Source organism: Pseudomonas sp. MT3 (genome assembly GCF_054720805.1).
In genome coordinates this window covers 16,870-32,097 of record NZ_JBTVPY010000030.1, presented here as the reverse complement: position 1 = coordinate 32,097, position 15,228 = coordinate 16,870, and the positions used below count along the sequence as shown (strand labels likewise).

Annotated in this window: 17 protein-coding genes and 1 tRNA gene; 9 read left to right on the top strand and 9 right to left on the bottom strand. The window is 64.8% G+C overall.

Annotated features, from left to right (window positions below; translation table 11 throughout):
- Positions 1-6 precede the first annotated feature (6 nt).
- Positions 7-690 (bottom strand): ABC transporter ATP-binding protein, encoded by a 684-nt coding sequence (locus tag ACYCAX_RS23975; RefSeq protein WP_015477871.1) that lies wholly within the window; start codon positions 688-690, stop codon positions 7-9.
- 10 nt (positions 691-700) lie between these two features.
- Between ACYCAX_RS23975 and ACYCAX_RS23970 the strand changes: the two genes are divergently transcribed.
- The 3 genes from ACYCAX_RS23970 to ACYCAX_RS23960 all read left to right on the top strand — a co-directional run bounded on the left by ACYCAX_RS23970 (position 701) and on the right by ACYCAX_RS23960 (position 2,707).
- A complete protein-coding gene (locus ACYCAX_RS23970) occupies positions 701-1,306 on the top strand; it encodes an arylesterase (protein ID WP_015477870.1) in 606 nt (201 codons plus the stop codon).
- 71 nt (positions 1,307-1,377) lie between these two features.
- Positions 1,378-1,656 (top strand): hypothetical protein, encoded by a 279-nt coding sequence (locus tag ACYCAX_RS23965; RefSeq protein WP_015477869.1) that lies wholly within the window; start codon positions 1,378-1,380, stop codon positions 1,654-1,656.
- 73 nt (positions 1,657-1,729) lie between these two features.
- The gene (locus ACYCAX_RS23960; protein ID WP_015477868.1) at positions 1,730-2,707 is read left to right on the top strand and encodes a L,D-transpeptidase family protein; all 978 of its coding nucleotides are present in this window, start codon (positions 1,730-1,732) and stop codon (positions 2,705-2,707) included.
- Between the two features lie 149 nt (positions 2,708-2,856).
- On the opposite strand, the gene oprI is transcribed toward ACYCAX_RS23960, so the two are convergent.
- Positions 2,857-3,108 carry an outer membrane lipoprotei OprI gene (gene oprI, locus ACYCAX_RS23955; RefSeq protein ID WP_015477867.1) on the bottom strand — a complete coding sequence of 84 codons (252 nt, stop codon included), beginning with the start codon at positions 3,106-3,108 and terminating at the stop codon, positions 2,857-2,859.
- A gap of 398 nt (positions 3,109-3,506) precedes the next feature.
- Positions 3,507-3,596: transfer RNA gene (locus ACYCAX_RS23950), tRNA-Ser, on the bottom strand.
- Between the two features lie 161 nt (positions 3,597-3,757).
- Between ACYCAX_RS23950 and earP the strand changes: the two genes are divergently transcribed.
- A complete protein-coding gene (gene earP, locus ACYCAX_RS23945) occupies positions 3,758-4,885 on the top strand; it encodes an elongation factor P maturation arginine rhamnosyltransferase EarP (RefSeq protein ID WP_460248983.1) in 1,128 nt (375 codons plus the stop codon).
- A 42-nt stretch (positions 4,886-4,927) separates the two neighbouring features.
- Positions 4,928-5,494 (top strand): elongation factor P, encoded by a 567-nt coding sequence (gene efp, locus ACYCAX_RS23940; protein ID WP_015477865.1) that lies wholly within the window; start codon positions 4,928-4,930, stop codon positions 5,492-5,494.
- A 67-nt stretch (positions 5,495-5,561) separates the two neighbouring features.
- Here efp and ACYCAX_RS23935 read toward each other — a convergent pair whose 3' ends face one another.
- The 3 genes from ACYCAX_RS23935 to ACYCAX_RS23925 form a co-directional block, all read right to left on the bottom strand.
- Positions 5,562-5,990 (bottom strand): organic hydroperoxide resistance protein, encoded by a 429-nt coding sequence (locus ACYCAX_RS23935; protein ID WP_015477864.1) that lies wholly within the window; start codon positions 5,988-5,990, stop codon positions 5,562-5,564.
- 147 nt (positions 5,991-6,137) lie between these two features.
- On the bottom strand, positions 6,138-6,587 hold the full coding sequence (locus ACYCAX_RS23930; protein WP_294973531.1) for a MarR family winged helix-turn-helix transcriptional regulator: 450 nt from the start codon (positions 6,585-6,587) through the stop codon (positions 6,138-6,140).
- A 146-nt stretch (positions 6,588-6,733) separates the two neighbouring features.
- Positions 6,734-7,585, bottom strand: coding sequence for a LysR substrate-binding domain-containing protein (locus ACYCAX_RS23925; protein WP_460248982.1), 852 nt, complete (start codon positions 7,583-7,585; stop codon positions 6,734-6,736).
- A gap of 97 nt (positions 7,586-7,682) precedes the next feature.
- On the opposite strand from ACYCAX_RS23925, the gene ACYCAX_RS23920 reads away from it, so the two are divergent.
- The 3 genes from ACYCAX_RS23920 (at position 7,683) to ACYCAX_RS23910 (ending at position 9,746) form a co-directional block, all read left to right on the top strand.
- Positions 7,683-7,913: a DUF1127 domain-containing protein gene (locus ACYCAX_RS23920; protein WP_015477861.1), complete on the top strand. Its 231-nt coding sequence runs from the start codon at positions 7,683-7,685 to the stop codon at positions 7,911-7,913.
- A 75-nt stretch (positions 7,914-7,988) separates the two neighbouring features.
- Positions 7,989-8,459, top strand: coding sequence for a DUF3291 domain-containing protein (locus ACYCAX_RS23915; RefSeq protein ID WP_460248981.1), 471 nt, complete (start codon positions 7,989-7,991; stop codon positions 8,457-8,459).
- A gap of 69 nt (positions 8,460-8,528) precedes the next feature.
- On the top strand, positions 8,529-9,746 hold the full coding sequence (locus ACYCAX_RS23910; RefSeq protein WP_460248980.1) for a winged helix-turn-helix domain-containing protein: 1,218 nt from the start codon (positions 8,529-8,531) through the stop codon (positions 9,744-9,746).
- 35 nt (positions 9,747-9,781) lie between these two features.
- Here the strand turns inward: ACYCAX_RS23910 and ACYCAX_RS23905 are convergent, their stop codons facing one another.
- The gene (locus ACYCAX_RS23905) at positions 9,782-11,128 is read right to left on the bottom strand and encodes a class II 3-deoxy-7-phosphoheptulonate synthase (protein WP_015477858.1); all 1,347 of its coding nucleotides are present in this window, start codon (positions 11,126-11,128) and stop codon (positions 9,782-9,784) included.
- 69 nt (positions 11,129-11,197) lie between these two features.
- Positions 11,198-12,529, bottom strand: coding sequence for a flavin-containing monooxygenase (locus ACYCAX_RS23900; protein WP_015477857.1), 1,332 nt, complete (start codon positions 12,527-12,529; stop codon positions 11,198-11,200).
- 194 nt (positions 12,530-12,723) lie between these two features.
- Here ACYCAX_RS23900 and ACYCAX_RS23895 point away from each other — a divergent pair, with 194 nt between their 5' ends.
- On the top strand, positions 12,724-13,470 hold the full coding sequence (locus ACYCAX_RS23895; RefSeq protein WP_294980549.1) for a spermidine synthase: 747 nt from the start codon (positions 12,724-12,726) through the stop codon (positions 13,468-13,470).
- A gap of 15 nt (positions 13,471-13,485) precedes the next feature.
- Here the strand turns inward: ACYCAX_RS23895 and ACYCAX_RS23890 are convergent, their stop codons facing one another.
- The gene (locus ACYCAX_RS23890) at positions 13,486-15,153 is read right to left on the bottom strand and encodes a ShlB/FhaC/HecB family hemolysin secretion/activation protein (protein WP_294980551.1); all 1,668 of its coding nucleotides are present in this window, start codon (positions 15,151-15,153) and stop codon (positions 13,486-13,488) included.
- Between the last annotated feature and the right edge of the window lie 75 nt (positions 15,154-15,228).

Sequence of the window (15,228 nt, the reverse complement as noted above, 5' to 3'; positions counted from 1 at the left end):
CGTCCGTCAGGGTTCGGCGTGGTCGATCAGGTGGCCGCTTTCCAGGCGGATCAGACGTTGGCAGCGATGGGCCAGGCGTTCGTCGTGGGTCACCAGCACCAGGGTGGTGCCACGCTCGCGGTTGAGCTCGAACAGCAGGTCGCTGATGCGCTCGCCGGTGGTGGTGTCGAGGTTGCCGGTGGGTTCGTCGGCGAACAGCACGTCCGGCTCGGCGGCAAAGGCGCGGGCGATGGCGACTCGTTGCTGCTCGCCGCCGGAGAGCTGGCGGGGGTAGTGGGTCAGGCGCTGGCCGAGGCCGACGCGCTCCAGTAGCTCGCGAGCGCGTTGCCGGGCGTCCGCCCGGCCGTCGAGCTCCAGCGGCAGCATGACGTTTTCCAGAGCGTTGAGGCTGTCGAGCAGTTGGAACGACTGGAATACGAAGCCGACATGGGCGGCGCGGACGCGCGCGCGCTGGTCTTCATCCAGGCTGCCCAGCGAATGGCCGAGCAGGAGGATGTCGCCGCCCGACGGCAAGTCCAGCCCGGCGAGCAGGCCCAGGAGGGTGGACTTGCCCGAGCCCGAGCTGCCGACGATGGCCAGGCTGTCGCCGCGGGAAAGATCGAGGGAGAGGTCGTGGAGGATGGTCAGCTTGCCTTCCGCGCTGGAAACAACCTTGCTAAGGTTCCGCGCGGTGAGAATGCGTTCGCTCATGGAGAATCCGATGCGTGCATGGCTAATGGGCGGCTGCCTGGCGTTGCTTCTGATTGCGCAGCAGGCCGCGGCGCAGACGCTGTTGATCGTCGGCGATAGTATCAGCGCCGGTTTGGGGCTGGATACCAGCCAGGGGTGGGTGAGCCTGCTGGACAAGCGCCTGAAGGCGCAGGGTTTCGACTACCGGGTGGTCAATGCCTCGATCAGCGGTGACACCAGCGCGGGTGGCCTCGCGCGCCTGCCGGCGCTGCTTTCGGAGCAAAAGCCCGCGCTGGTGGTGATCGAGCTGGGTGGCAATGACGGGCTGCGCGGAATGGCCCCGGCGCAATTGCAACAGAATCTTAGCGACATGGTTCAGCAGTCGCGGAAGGCGGGGGCCAAGGTGCTGTTGCTGGGCATGAAGCTGCCGCCGAACTACGGCCCGCGCTACACCGATGCCTTCGCCCGGGTGTTCGAGAGCGTGGCCCGGGAGCAGCAGATCGCGCTGGTGCCGTTCTTCCTCGACGGGGTCGGCGGCGTGCCGTCGATGATGCAGGCGGACGGAATCCATCCGGCCACCGTCGCGCAACCTAAACTGCTCGACAACGTCTGGCCGACGCTCAAGCCATTGCTCTGAGAAACCGCAGTATCAAGGCTTCCCCGCGAACGGCCTTTCGGCTATGTTTGCGCACCCTTCTGGAACCCCCTATGCCGCGCCCCGCCTGGACCCACTTCGCCTACCAGTTGATCGAACCCGACGAGCAGCTGGATCTGTTCGCCTGCCGCGAGGTCCGGGTGCACCTCGTTGCGCGTCAGCTGGAGCTGGGGACGCCGGCCGACCGCACGCTCTGCGGCAGCCTGCTGCCGGCCCAGCCGCTCTGGCGCGGACTTGAGAAGCCGCTGCTGCGCGACCGGCGCATCTGCAGCGCCTGCCTGAAACAACTGGAACAGGAAAAGCGCGGCGCGCGGACCTCCTGGCTCGTCTGATATCTCCCAGTGACGTGGTTCGCAATGGTAAACTGTTACCCCTTTGCCCATTGCCCTTGTCAAGGATTCCCGGATGTTGTCGCGCGTTATTGCCGCCTGCTCGCTGTCCTTAGCCGCGCTGCTCTCGGCCGGCCCCGTTTCCGCCATTGAATTGCCATTGCCGGCTCAGGGCGACGATATCGTCGGCCAGGTCCAGGTGATCAAGGCCAAGTACGAAGACACTTTTGCCGACCTCGGCGAGAAGTACGGCCTCGGCTACTCCGAAATGCTGGCTGCCAACCCGGGCGTCGATGCCTGGCTGCCGGGCGTGGGCACCGAAGTCATCATTCCGACCCGCTTCATCCTCCCGGCGGGGCCGCGCGAAGGCGTGGTGATCAACCTGGCCGAGTACCGCCTGTACTATTTCCCCAAGGACAAGAACGTCGTCTACACCTACGCCCTGGGTATCGGTCGCGAGGGTTGGGGTTCGCCGGTCGGCAGTACCAGCGTGATCGCCAAGACCAAGGACCCGGCCTGGTATCCGCCGGCTTCGATTCGTGCCGAGCACGCTGCCGATGGCGATCCGCTGCCGTCCGTGGTGCCGCCGGGGCCGGACAATCCGCTGGGTCCGTACAAGATGAGCCTGGGCTTCCACGGTTACCTGATCCACGGCTCGAACAAGAAGTTCGGTATCGGTACCCGTACCAGTCACGGCTGCTTCCGTATGTACAACTGGGACGTGACCCAGTTGTTCTCGATGATTCCGGTGGGCACCAAGGTGCGCATCATCAACGAGCCCTACAAGTTCGGCCGCAGCGAAGGCAAGATCTATCTCGAGGCCCATGCGCCGATCGACGACAACGGCAATCCGTCGGTGGTCGACAAGCACACTGCGGTGATCAATGCGCTGCTCAAGCGTGAAGACATCGCCAGTCAGATGCAGATGGACTGGAACGTGGTCCGTGAAGTGGTGGCTGCCGAAGATGGCCTGCCGGTCGCCATTGCCCAGCCGCAAGCGGAGGGCGCTCCGGTGGCGGCCACTGTCGATCAGGACGCCATGTCGCTGCAGTAACTCGTACTGCTATGAAAGAGCCCGCTTCGAGCGGGCTTTTTCTTGCCCGTCATTTCCCGTGGGCATGCTTTCTGTCGGCGCAAGAGAAATCGCAGGCATAAAAAAACCGACCCCGGGGGGTCGGTTTTTCGAACAGATCCGAAGATCTATTACTTGCGGCTGGCTTTGTCCAGCATACGCAGGGCGCGCTCGTTAGCCTCGTCAGCGGTCTGCTGGGCTTTCTGAGCGGCGGCCAGAGCTTCGTCAGCCTTGCGATAGGCTTCGTCAGCACGGGCTTGAGCGCGAGCAGCAGCGTCTTCAGTAGCAGTCAGACGAGCTTCGGTTTCTTTGGAGTTGCTGCTGCAACCGGTGGCCAGAACAGCGGCCAGAGCCAGAGCAGAGAATTTCAGAACGTTGTTCATCGTGTTCCCCTTAAGGTGGACATTTCCATTAAAAGCAATCTCCCAGGACTGGGAAATTAGCCGGACTACATAGTACTCATTACTTGTAGTAAGTAAACTGACCGGACGCAAGTACGGCACTTTTTTTTCATGTTAGGACGGTCTTTGCAGTTGCCCGAGGCGGATTTGGGCAAAAACTGTCCAATCTGGCAAAGGAGTGTTTCCAATGGGTGTCAGCAGGGAGGATAGCCTGTTTCCGGTGGTGGGGAACCAAGCTGTCAGATGATTGTCACTAATCATCGAGCAACTGTTTAATCGCCGTAATGAGTTGTCCGAGTGACAACTTGCAGGGCGTGAAGAAAGTGTGATGGCATAACGAAAAAGCCCGGCTAATTGCTTAGCCGGGCTTTTTCATGATCTGGCGGTGAGGGAGGGATTCGAACCCTCGATACGATTTCTCGTATACACACTTTCCAGGCGTGCTCCTTCAACCGCTCGGACACCTCACCAGATTTCTCGACAGCGCTGTGTCTGTCGAGGCGCGCACTTTACTCAAAGGTTTGTCCGAACGCAAATGTTTTTTGCATGCTTTTTTCAACGGATTCATCGGCTTAAGGAGAATAGGCCGGATCGCGGGTACACTGGCGCCTTCTGATACCAGGGAAAGCGCATGGCGAGCTGGGACATCTTCTGCAGTGTGGTCGACAACTATGGCGACATCGGTGTCACCTGGCGCCTGGCGCGCCAATTGGCGGTCGAGCACGGGCAGGCGGTACGCCTGTGGGTGGATGACCTGGCGGCTTTCGTGCGCATCTGCCCCCAGGCCGATGTGCAGGCGCAATCACAGCGGCTGTCCGGCGTGGAGATTCGGCATTGGCCGCAGGCCTGGCGCGATACCGATGCGGCGGATGTGGTGATCGAAGCCTTCGCCTGTGCCATGCCGCCTGCCTATATAGAAGCGATGACCCGGCGGCCGAAGCCTTCGCTGTGGCTGAACCTCGAATATCTCAGCGCCGAGCCCTGGGTGGAGTCCTGCCACGGCCTCCCATCCATGCAGCCCAACGGCCTGCAGAAATACTTCTATTTCCCCGGCTTCACACCGCTCACCGGCGGGTTGCTGCGTGAAGGCGATCTGATCCGGCGCCGGGATGCTTTCCAGTCCGATCCCGATAGCGGCGCTCGTTTCCTCGAAAGCCTCGGCGTGCAGGTACGCTACGGGGAGCGGCGCATTTCCCTGTTCGCCTATGAAAACCCCGGGCTCGCCGGCTGGCTGGACGCCTTGGCCGAGGGGGCGACGCCAACCCTGCTGCTGGTGCCCGAAGGGCGGGTGCTGGGTGATGTCCGGCGCTGGGCGCAGCGGCCGCTGGGGGTAGGGCAGGGCTGCGAGCGTGGCGCTCTTCGCGTGCAGGTGCTGCCGTTCGTCCGCCAGGAAGACTACGACCCGTTGCTGTGGAGCTGCGACATCAACGCGGTGCGTGGCGAGGACTCCTTCGTCCGCGCGCAGTGGGCCGGGCGCCCCTTCGTCTGGCACATCTACCAGCAGGAGGACGACCTCCATCTGGAAAAGCTGGAGGCCTTCCTGGCGCTGTTCGCCGAGGGCATGGATGCGTCGCTGCGGGAGGCGTTGAGCGATTTCTGGCTGGCCTGGAACGGGCGGGGGGAGGCCGGTGAGGCCTGGCGAAGACTGGACGGGCGGCTGCCGGAATGGTCCGCGTGGGTTGGCAATTGGCAGCGGCGTTTGACCGAACCAACCGATCTTGCCGCGGGGCTGGTGCGTTTTTATACAAATTGGCTATGATATGGCCCCTGATTTTTGTCTCCAATCCAATCGGATAATCGTATGAAAACCGCACAAGAGTTCCGCGCTGGCCAGGTTGCCAACATCAATGGCGCCCCCTGGGTCATCCAGAAGGCCGAGTTCAACAAGTCCGGCCGTAACTCCGCGGTCGTCAAGATGAAGCTGAAGAACCTGCTGACCGGTGCCGGCACCGAGACCGTGTTCAAGGCCGACGACAAGCTGGAGCCGATCATCCTCGATCGCAAGGAAGTCACCTATTCCTACTTCGCGGACCCGCTGTATGTCTTCATGGACACCGAGTTCAACCAGTACGAAATCGAGAAAGACGATCTGGAAGGCGTGCTGACCTTCATCGAAGACGGCATGGCCGACGTCTGCGAAGCGGTCTTCTACAACGAGAAAGTCATCTCCGTTGAACTGCCGACCACCATCGTTCGCGAAATCGTCTACACCGAGCCGGCTGTCCGTGGCGACACCTCCGGTAAAGTGATGAAGACCGCTCGCCTGAAGAACGGTGCCGAGCTGCAGGTTTCCGCGTTCTGCGAAATCGGCGACTCGATCGAAATCGATACCCGCACCGGCGAGTACAAGTCCCGCGTCAAGGCCTGAGCCTGAACCGAGACAAGAAAAAGCCCGGCTGATGCCGGGCTTTTTCGTTTCTGCCGTCTGGCTTTTCTCAGACGCTCACGTTCAGGCGTACGTCGATGTTACCGCGGGTGGCGTTGGAGTAGGGGCAGACCTGGTGAGCCTTGGCGACCAGGTCCTGGGCATCGGCCAGATCCAGTCCCGGCAGGTTGATGTTCAGTTCCACTTCCAGGCCGAACCCGCCGGGGATCTGGCCGATGCCGACCTTGCCGGTGATCGAAGCGTCCGCCGGGATTTGTTTCTTGCTCTGGCTGGCGACGAACTTGATGGCGCCGATGAAGCAGGCCGAGTAGCCGGCGGCGAACAGCTGTTCCGGGTTGGTGGCTTCGCCGCCCGCACCGCCCAGTTCGCGCGGCGTGCTCAGTTTCACGTCGAGGATGCCGTCCGAGGAAACGGCGCGGCCGTCGCGGCCTCCGGTGGCGGTAGCGGTGGCGGTGTAGAGAGCTTTGATGGTTTGCATGGTGGTGTCTCCGATTGTCTTGCTGGTTAATATCTTGTGCGCTAAGCAGTGCGTGGGGATAAAGTTAGTTCGATTTAATTTAGTGCGCAAGATAAATGCTGGAAGATTTCGGACTAAAGAACGGTGCGCTCAGGCATAAGCCCCGGATCATGGGGCTTGCAGCTGTTCGCGCAGCTCCACCAATTCCTGTTGAAGTTGCTGGAGCTTTTCCAACGTTAGACGGCTGCTGGCGAGGATGCAGCCTGGAATGCTCTCCGCCTGTCGGCGCAGTTCGCGACCCTTGTCGGTCAGGCGCAGCTGCACCACGCGCTCGTCGGCCTGGCTGCGGGTGCGGGTGATCAGGCCTTCGGCTTCCAGGCGCTTGAGCAGAGGGGTGAGGGAGCCGGGGTCGGTGAGCATCCGCGCGCTGATTTCGCCGACGGTGATGCCGTCGCCTTCCCACAGCACCAGCATGGCGATGTATTGCGGGTAGGTGAGCCCCAGTGCCTGCAGCAGCGGCTTGTAGACTTTGGTCATCTGCAGGGAGGTGGAGTAGAGGGCGAAGCACAACTGGTTGTCGAGTTTGAGTGCTTCGCAGGTCGGGTCTGGCCGGGCCATCGCACGTCTCCTGGATAGAGAGCCTGGGGAGACGCCCTGGGGGAGCGTCCGGAGTGAGCAGATAATTGCGCATTAATTTAGCGCGATGGCTATTTGTTGAACAGCTGTCTCATCGATTCCCGCCGCGGACGCGCCCCGGTCTCCCGTCAGGCGCGGAAGCCTTCGACGATGTACTCCGCCAGCTTGTCGGTGACCGGCGTCATCTTTGCCCCGCGCAGCAGTACGATGCTGGCGTTGGGCAGCAGCGGCAGCCCCTCCTCCTCGCCGAGGATGCGCAGGTTGCCGGTCAGCAGGCTGCGCAGTTGCGCGGTCACCGCCAGGCCGGCGCTGGCCACCGCGAACAGCGCCGACAGGCTTGGGCTGCTGTAGGCGATGCGGTAGTCGATTTCCAGTGCTTCCAGGGCGTTGCAGGCCCAGGCGCGGCAGAAGCAGGTGGTATTGAACATCGCCAGCGGCAGAGGGCGCTGGTCCTGCGGGCAGAAGCCTTCGGCGGCCATCCAGACGAAGGGTTCCTGGCGCAGCAACTGGCCGATCTCGGTGCCGGGTTCGCGGGTCACGATGGACAGGTCGAGGTCGTTGCGCATCAGCAATTGGGCTGACGAGTCGCAGTGCACTTCCACCTGCACGAGCGGATAGGCCTGGGCGAAGCGCGAAAGAATCTCCGGCAGGAAGCGCATCACGTAGTCGTCCGGCGTGCCGATCTTCACCGCGCCGACCATGTGCGGCTGGCGCAGGGTGTTGAACACCTCGCCCTGCAGGCGCAGGATGCGCCGCGCAAAGCCCAGCAGTACCTGGCCCTCCGGCGTCAGGCGCACCTGCCGTCCATCACGCTCGAACAGCGCGCGTTCCAGCACGTCCTCTTCCAGGCGTTTCATCTGCATGCTCACCGCCGACTGGGTGCGGTTGACCACCTCGGCGGCGCGGGTGAAGCCGCCGTGATCGGCAATGGCGACGAAGGTGCGCAGCAGTTCGCTGTCGATGCTGGGGAAGCTGCCCATTCATCAATCTCCGAGATGGAATGCATAAGAATGATTCGTTGGATTGATCTTAGCGCCGAGGCGAGACTGCATCCAGGCCCACATGGAGGGATGCACGATGAAAGGTCAACCGGGTTTCGTATCGATGTTCCATCATGCTCACGAGGCGCCGGCCGCGCCGCTGTGGAAACGTGCCCTGAAGCGGTTGCTGCAATGGCACGAACTGGCTCGTCAGCGCCGCCTGCTGGCTGGCTTGAGCGATGAGGCGCTCAAGGATATCGGCCTGAGCCGTGCCGATATCCAGGAGGAAATCGAGCGTCCATTCTGGATCGATGCCCTGAAACGCTGAGCTGTACGGGCGGCACGCGAGATCGTCGTGCCGCCCGCTGTCGTGCTGGATCAAACACTTTGCCAGGGAATGCTCATGTCTTCGAACTACCACCTCGCCCAAGTCAATATCGCCAAGGCCCGCGCACCGCTGGACCAGCCCCTGATGAAAGGCTTCGTCGATCAACTGGACGCCATCAACCGGCTGGCCGAGGCGAGCCCCGGGTTCATCTGGCGCCTGCAGACCGATGAGGGCGATGCCACTTCGATCCGTGCCTTCGACGACCCGCTGATCATCGTCAACCTGTCGCTCTGGACGTCCGTCGAGGCGCTGCGTGAGTACGTCTACGGCGGTGAGCATCTCGCCGTGCTGCGCAACAAGCGCGACTGGATGGAGAAGCTGCCGACGCCGAGCCTGGCGCTGTGGTGGCTGCCGGCCGGAGAGTTGCCCGATGTATGGATGGCGCGGCGCAAGCTGGAGCTGTTGCAGGCGCAGGGAGCTTGCGATGAGGTGTTCACCTTCGCCAGGCCCTACCCGATGCCGGGACGTGTCGCGGTACCGTCCTGAGCGATCGGCGCGCCGGGACGTAGGGTTTGGCGCTAGGCTCTAGGGCCTGTCCGGTCGTGGAGTGTGTCGATGCCGATTGCCGAGTCGCTGTCCGTCAAACAGGCCCGCCGCCTGGCGCTGGCCGCCCAAGGGTTCACGCAGCGGCGGCCGGCCGAGGTCCAGCGCCGCCACGTCCGGGCGATGCTGGAGCGCCTGGGCGTGTTACAGATCGACTCGGTGAACGCGCTGGTGCGATCCCATTATCTTCCGCTGTTCTCGCGGCTGGGCACCTATCCCCTGGCGATGCTGGAGGAGGCCGCCTGGAGTTCGGGGCGCCAGCGGCGTCTGTTCGAATACTGGGGGCACGAGGCCTCGCTGCTGTCGCTGGAGCTCTATCCGCTGATGCGTTGGCGCATGCGCCGGGCGTCGGAGGGGCGCGGCATCTACCAACAGCTCGCCCGCTTCGGCCGCGAGCAGCAACCGGTAATCCGCCGGGTGCTGGACGCCGTGCGTGACCAGGGTGCCTTGGGCGCCGGCAGCCTGAGCAGCCGTGAGGAGCGCGCCGGCCCCTGGTGGGATTGGAGCGCGGAAAAACATGCGCTGGAGTGGCTGTTCGCCGCCGGCGAGGTGACGGTCGCCGGCCGACGCGGATTCGAACGTCTCTACGACCTGCCCGAACGGGTGTTGCCGCCGTCGATGCTGGCCGGAGCCGAGCCGGACGAGCCCGAGGCCCAGCGCCGGTTGCTGCTGCATTCGGCGCGCGCCCTTGGCGTGGCGACGGAAAAGGACTTGCGCGATTACTTCCGTCTCGAGCCCGGCGACAGCAAGGCACGCCTTGCCGAGCTGGTGGAGGAGGGTGCGCTGTTGCCGGTGCGGGTACAGGGCTGGCAGGCGCAGGCCTATTGCCCCGCGGATGCGGTGATCCCACGCAAGGTCGCGGCCAGTGCGTTGTTGTCGCCGTTCGACTCGCTGGTGTGGGAGCGCGCCCGTACCGAGCGGTTGTTCGACTTCCGTTACCGCCTGGAGATCTACACGCCGCAGCACAAGCGCGTCTATGGCTACTACGTGCTGCCGTTCCTCTTCGGCGAGCGCCTGGTGGCGCGGGTGGACCTGCGCGCCGAGCGGGCCAGGGGGCAACTGGTGGTGCATGCGGTGCATGACGAAACGCCGGGACCGGACGAGGCCGCCTGGAGCATGTTGGCCGAACGACTGGGCGAGATGGCTGACTGGCTGGGCTTGCAGCGGGTGACGGTGCATTGCCGGCGGCCGTCGGGCGTGCGTCTGAAGGCGTTGCTGCGGGCGCGTTGAGGAAGGGCGAGCGGAGGCCGCTCGCCGATATCGCTCTAGCGGCGCACCTGCTTCAGGGTTTCCGCGATGAGGAAGGCCAGTTCCAGGGATTGGTCGGCATTCAGGCGCGGATCGCAGTGGGTGTGGTAGCGATCGCTCAGCCCGGCCTCGGTGATGGGGCGGGCACCGCCGATGCACTCGGTGACGTTCTGCCCGGTCATCTCGATGTGGATGCCGCCGGCGTAGCTGCCTTCGGCCCGATGCACCTCGAAGAACTGCCGCACCTCGGTGAGCACGCGCGCGAAGTCGCGGGTCTTGTAGCCGCTGGAAGCCTTGATGGTGTTGCCGTGCATGGGGTCGGAACTCCACAGCACCTGCCTGCCTTCGCGCTGTACGGTCTGGATCAGGCGCGGCAGGCCGTCGCCGACCCTGTCGGCGCCCATCCGTACGATGAGGTTGAGGCGGCCGGGCTCGTTGTCCGGGTTGAGGAGGTCGATCAGGCGGATCAGCTCCTCGCTGTCCATGCTCGGGCCGATCTTCACGCCGATGGGGTTGCCAACGCCGCGCAGCATTTCCACATGGGCGCCATCGAGCTGGCGGGTGCGGTCGCCGATCCACAGCATGTGCGCCGAGCAGTCGTACCAGTCGCCGGTCAGGCTATCGCGGCGGATGAAGGCTTCCTCGTAGTTCAGCAGCAGCGCTTCGTGGGCGGTGAAGAAACTGGTTTCGCGCAACTGTGGCGCGGTGTCCAGGCCGCAGGCGCGCATGAAGGCGAGGGTTTCGTCGATGCGGTCGGCGAGCTGCTGGTAGCGCTCGGACAGCGCCGAGTTGGCGATGAAATCCAGGTTCCACTGGTGCACCTGGTGCAGGTCGGCGAAGCCGCCGCCAGCGAAGGCGCGCAGCAGGTTCAGCGAGGCGGTGGACTGGTGGTAGGCCTGCAACAGGCGCTCGGGGTCCGGCACGCGGCTTTTCTCGTCGAAGCCGATGCCGTTGACGATGTCGCCGCGGTAGGCCGGCAGCGTCACGCCGTCGACGGTTTCCTCGCCGGAAGAGCGCGGCTTGGCGAACTGCCCGGCCATGCGCCCGACCTTCACCACCGGGCAGCCGGCGGCGAAGGTCATCACCACGGCCATCTGCAACAGCACCTTGAAGGTGTCGCGAATCTTCGCCGCGGAGAACTCGGCGAAGCTCTCGGCGCAGTCGCCGCCCTGCAGCAGGAAGGCGCGGCCGGCGGTGACTTCGGCGAACTGCCGGCGCAGCTCGCGGGCCTCACCGGCGAACACCAGCGGGGGAAAGCCGGCCAGGGCGCGTTCGACGTCGCTCAGGCGCGCGCTGTCGGGGTAGGTGGGTTGTTGCTGGATCGGCTTGCTTCTCCAGCTGTCGGGACTCCAGGGCAGGCTCATCGGTGGCTCGTTCGCGGCTAGGGGCGGTGATCGCTCATGGTATCAGCTCGCCCCGTGCGCAGCGCGCCTTCAGTGTACCGGCAGCGGTGCGAGCGGCGCGGTGCCGGGCAGGTCGCGGCGCAGTTCGGCGATGTGCTCGCGTACGGTGCGGCGATAGCTGTCCTTGTCCACGTAATAGGCCATGCGTTCGAGCGGCAGGTACTGGTAGCCGCCGTCGATGCGTTGGCCGGCAAGCATCCGTTTCAATTGGCGGAAACGCTCGGCGACCGGGTTGCCCGCGGCCAACTGGCGGATGTAGAGCGCGACCAGTTCGGCCTGCTCGGCGCGCCCCTGCCAGCCAAGGCCCGAGGCCTCCAGCATGCCGAGCATGAACAGGTCGTCGTACTGCGGGTGGAAGGCGTTGAGGTACAGCTGCGGCGCGGCGCAGTCGTTGGGCCAGTTGAGCTGCGCGCGGTCGATGAAGGGGTAGTCCAGGCGGTAGCCGGTGGCGAGCAGGATCAGGTCGTAGTCCTGGCGTTCGCCATCGCTGAACACTACGCGTTGACCTTCCAGGCTGCGCACGTCGCGGCGCGCGCGGATGTCGCCGTGGGCGAGGTGGTGCAGCACCAGCGAGTTCACCACCGGGTGCGATTCGTACAGGCGGTGGTCGGGATCGGGCAGTCCGTAGTCCGACGGACGACCGATCAGCAGGCGCAGCAGTGCCGCGTCGAGCCGTTGCTTGAGCGGGCGCGGCAGGCGGACCAGGTTGCCGAAGGTGTCGATTGGCCGGCCCAGGCAGAACTTGGGCAGGAAGTGGTAGCCGCGACGCACCGAAAGGTCCACGGAGCGTGCGCGGTGCACGGCGTCCACTGCGATGTCGCAGGCGGAGTTGCCGCAGCCGACGATCAGCACGCGCTTGTCGGCGAAGCAGTCGGCGTTGCGGTACTGGCTGGCATGGAGGATTTCGCCGCTGAAGTCGCCCGGCAGCTCTGGCTGGTTGGGTGTATGCAGGGCGCCGTTGGCGATCAGCACGCCGTCGAACAGTCCTTCGTGCACCGTGCCGTCGCGCTCGCAGCGCAGCCGCCAGCCGCGCTCCTGGCGGAGCAGGGCGGTGACCCGTGTATTGAAGCGGTAGTGGCTGCGCAGGCCGTAGTGCCGCGCGTAGGCATGGAAGTAGTGGAGCACCTGCGTGTGGTGCGGATAAGGGGGGACGTCCATGTCCATTGGAAACTCGTCGAACTGGGTCGTGCCCTTGGAGGAAATCAGGTGGGCGGAGTGGTACAGGGTACTGTGGGGATTGCCGATGTCCCACAGGCCACCGACATCGCCGTGCAGTTCGAAGCCGGTGAAGGGGATACCGTACTTCTGCAACTGGCGGGCGGCGGCGAGGCCGGCCGGACCCGCGCCGATAATGGCATACATGCTGGGTTGTGCCTCTTGGGCTGTTATTCTTGCGGCTTTCGGGCCTGGCAGTCGGTTCCTGGCTGCTCGGGTTGTTCATGCCTGTTTTTGAAGGATTATCACGTGCTTCAGCCCTCGCTGTTCAATGGCAAACCGCGCCGTCTGTGCATCCTGGCGGACCGCAATGTCACAGTCGCCTTCCGGGAGGAACGCGCATGAGCGAGGAACGCCTGATCGTCGAGGAGCGCGATGCGTTCGGGGTGATCCGGGTCGTGGAGAGCGGCGACTTCCGCTACCTGGAGTTCGGCGACGAGGTCGAGCAGAGCTGTGTGCTGATGCAGGATCCCTGCTGGCTGGAGTACGACTACTCGCGGGCCATGCTGCTCGGCGGGTTGTGCCATGCGCACCCGCGCCGTGCCCTGTTCCTGGGCTTCGGTGCCGGTAGCCTGACCCAGGCCTGCCTGAAGTACCTGCCGCTGGAGGAGGTGGAGGCCGTCGAGCTGCGGCCGGCGATTCCCCGGCTGGCCCGCGAGCACCTGGGGCTGGGCGATGATCCGCGCCTGGACCTGCGCGTGGGGGACGCGGTGGAGGAGCTGGCGAACTGCGAGCCGGCGGACCTGATCTTCCTCGACCTCTATACCGACACCGGTCCCGCGCCTGCGCACATCGCCTGGGACTTCCTCGGCGCCTGCCGCGAGCGCCTGCGTCCCGGCGGCTGGCTGGTGATCAACCAGTGGAGCACCGACGATGGCCGTCCGCTGGGCGCCGCGCTGTTGCGCGGGCGCTTCCACCGTCATTACTGGGAGTGTCCGGTGCCGGAGGGCAACGTGATCGTCTTCGTGCCCGCCGAGCTGGACCAGGAGCTCAACCTGAGGGCCCTGAAGAAGCGCGTTGCGAGCCTGGAACCCAGGCTCGGTTATTCGCTGCGCGGTTACATCGACTCGCTGTGCCCGGCGCAGTGAACCGGGTGCGACTGCCTAGGGGATCTGGTAGCTGAAGGCGAAGTTGAGGCGCGGACTGCGCTGGTTGTTGTCCAGTGCGCGATCGCCGAACGGCTTGGCCACCTCCATCGACACCAGGTAGTGCTTGCGGTTGGACAGGCGTATGCCGACGGCCGCCGAGCCGAGCCGGGCATTGGGCAGGCCATCCTGGGTGTAGTGGGTGCGGGCGGTGTCCACCACCAGGTAGGGCTGGATCTGGTTGAGCACCGCGCTCTGGCGCAGGAAGGAGTAGTTCACCTCGTAGGCGGCGCCCCAGCCCTTGTCGCCGCTGGCCTGGTCGTCGGGGTAGCCGCGACCGAAGTTGTTGCCGCCATAGGTGACCTGTTCCGAGTCGGGCAGCACGTCGTCGGTCCACTGGAAGCCGGCGCTGACGACGCCTTGCCAGCGTTCGCCGAACTGGTCCTGCTGGGCGCCGTAGCCGAGCACGCGGGTGAAGTCCTTGCGGATGGGCTTCTCGGTTTCCGCGCCCATTCCGTTCAATCCCTGGTAGACCGCCAGGCTCCCGGCGCGCACGCGCTTGCTGGCGAACTGCTGGACCACCGTGTCCACGCCGACGACTCGCAGCTTGCTCTTCTGTTCGACGCGGTAGGGGATGTTCGGGTAGACCAGGTCGTAGCGGCTGGTGTCGTTCACCGTGTAGCCCCGCACGTTCACGTCCCAGGTCAGGTCGCGGCGCAGCAGCACGGGAATCCCGAGGCCGGCGCTGATCCGCTCGTTCTGCCGCTTGCGCGCGAACTCCAGGCCGTTGGCCAGGCGCAGGTTGTCGTCCGGGCGCGAGTTGTACTTGCTGTAGCCGGCCTGCAATTGCAGGCCGTTGTCGCCCAGCAGTTGGCTGTAGTTCCAGGCGCGGTAGTGCTCCTCGTCGTCGCCCGGCGGGTAGAGGTAGTTGAATTGCAGTTGCTCGCCCCAGCCGAGCAGGGACATCACTTGTGCGTTGAACAGGCCGCGCTGTTCGCCACGGCGCGAGTCGAGGTTCATGCCGGTGTTGAAGCGCTTGCTCTGGCCGGCCAGTTCCAGCACCGCGCCGCCGTCATTGGTGGTGGGCGGTTTGAGTGCCATTGCCAGTTGCAGGCCCGGTACGCGGTTCATTAGTACGCTGAAGCGCTCGAAGCTCGCGCGGGTCAGCGGTCGCTCGCTTTTCAGGCGGGCGATCCAGCGGTCCACGCGGGCCTGGTGCGCGCCCAGGTCGCCATTGCCGCGCACTTCCCTGATGTGGCCCTCCACCAGCACGATGCGCGCGCCGCCGCCACGAAAGTCCTGGTTGGGCACGTAGGCGAAGGAAATGAAGAAGCCGTCGTTCTGGTAGCGCTGGGTGATGGCCTTGGCCGCCGCTACCAGTTCGCTGACCTGGATCGGCCGCTGGGTCAGGGGCTCCAGCAGCGGGCGCCAGGTGTTCAGCGGGTAGTGGCCGCCGCCGGCGATCTCGATGCGCTTGAGCTGGATGCGTTGCTGCAGTATCTGGCCGGGTTGCCGGGCCGACGGCGCGGGTGCGCTGACCTTGGGCGCCGTCGGGCGAAGTTCGCCGCCTGGCACGTTGGGGCGGGGCAGGGTCTGTTCGATATCGGACCCCGGGAGCTGGATCGGACGCTCCGCCCACGCGAAAGGACTGGCCAGCAACAGGGTGAGGGTGGCGAGTGTGCGCATCTGGCTCCTCCGTGAGTCCGACTTCAGCGATGGCCAGGAGCCGCTCGTGGCTCCTGGCTACTGCGGTGTGGGTGA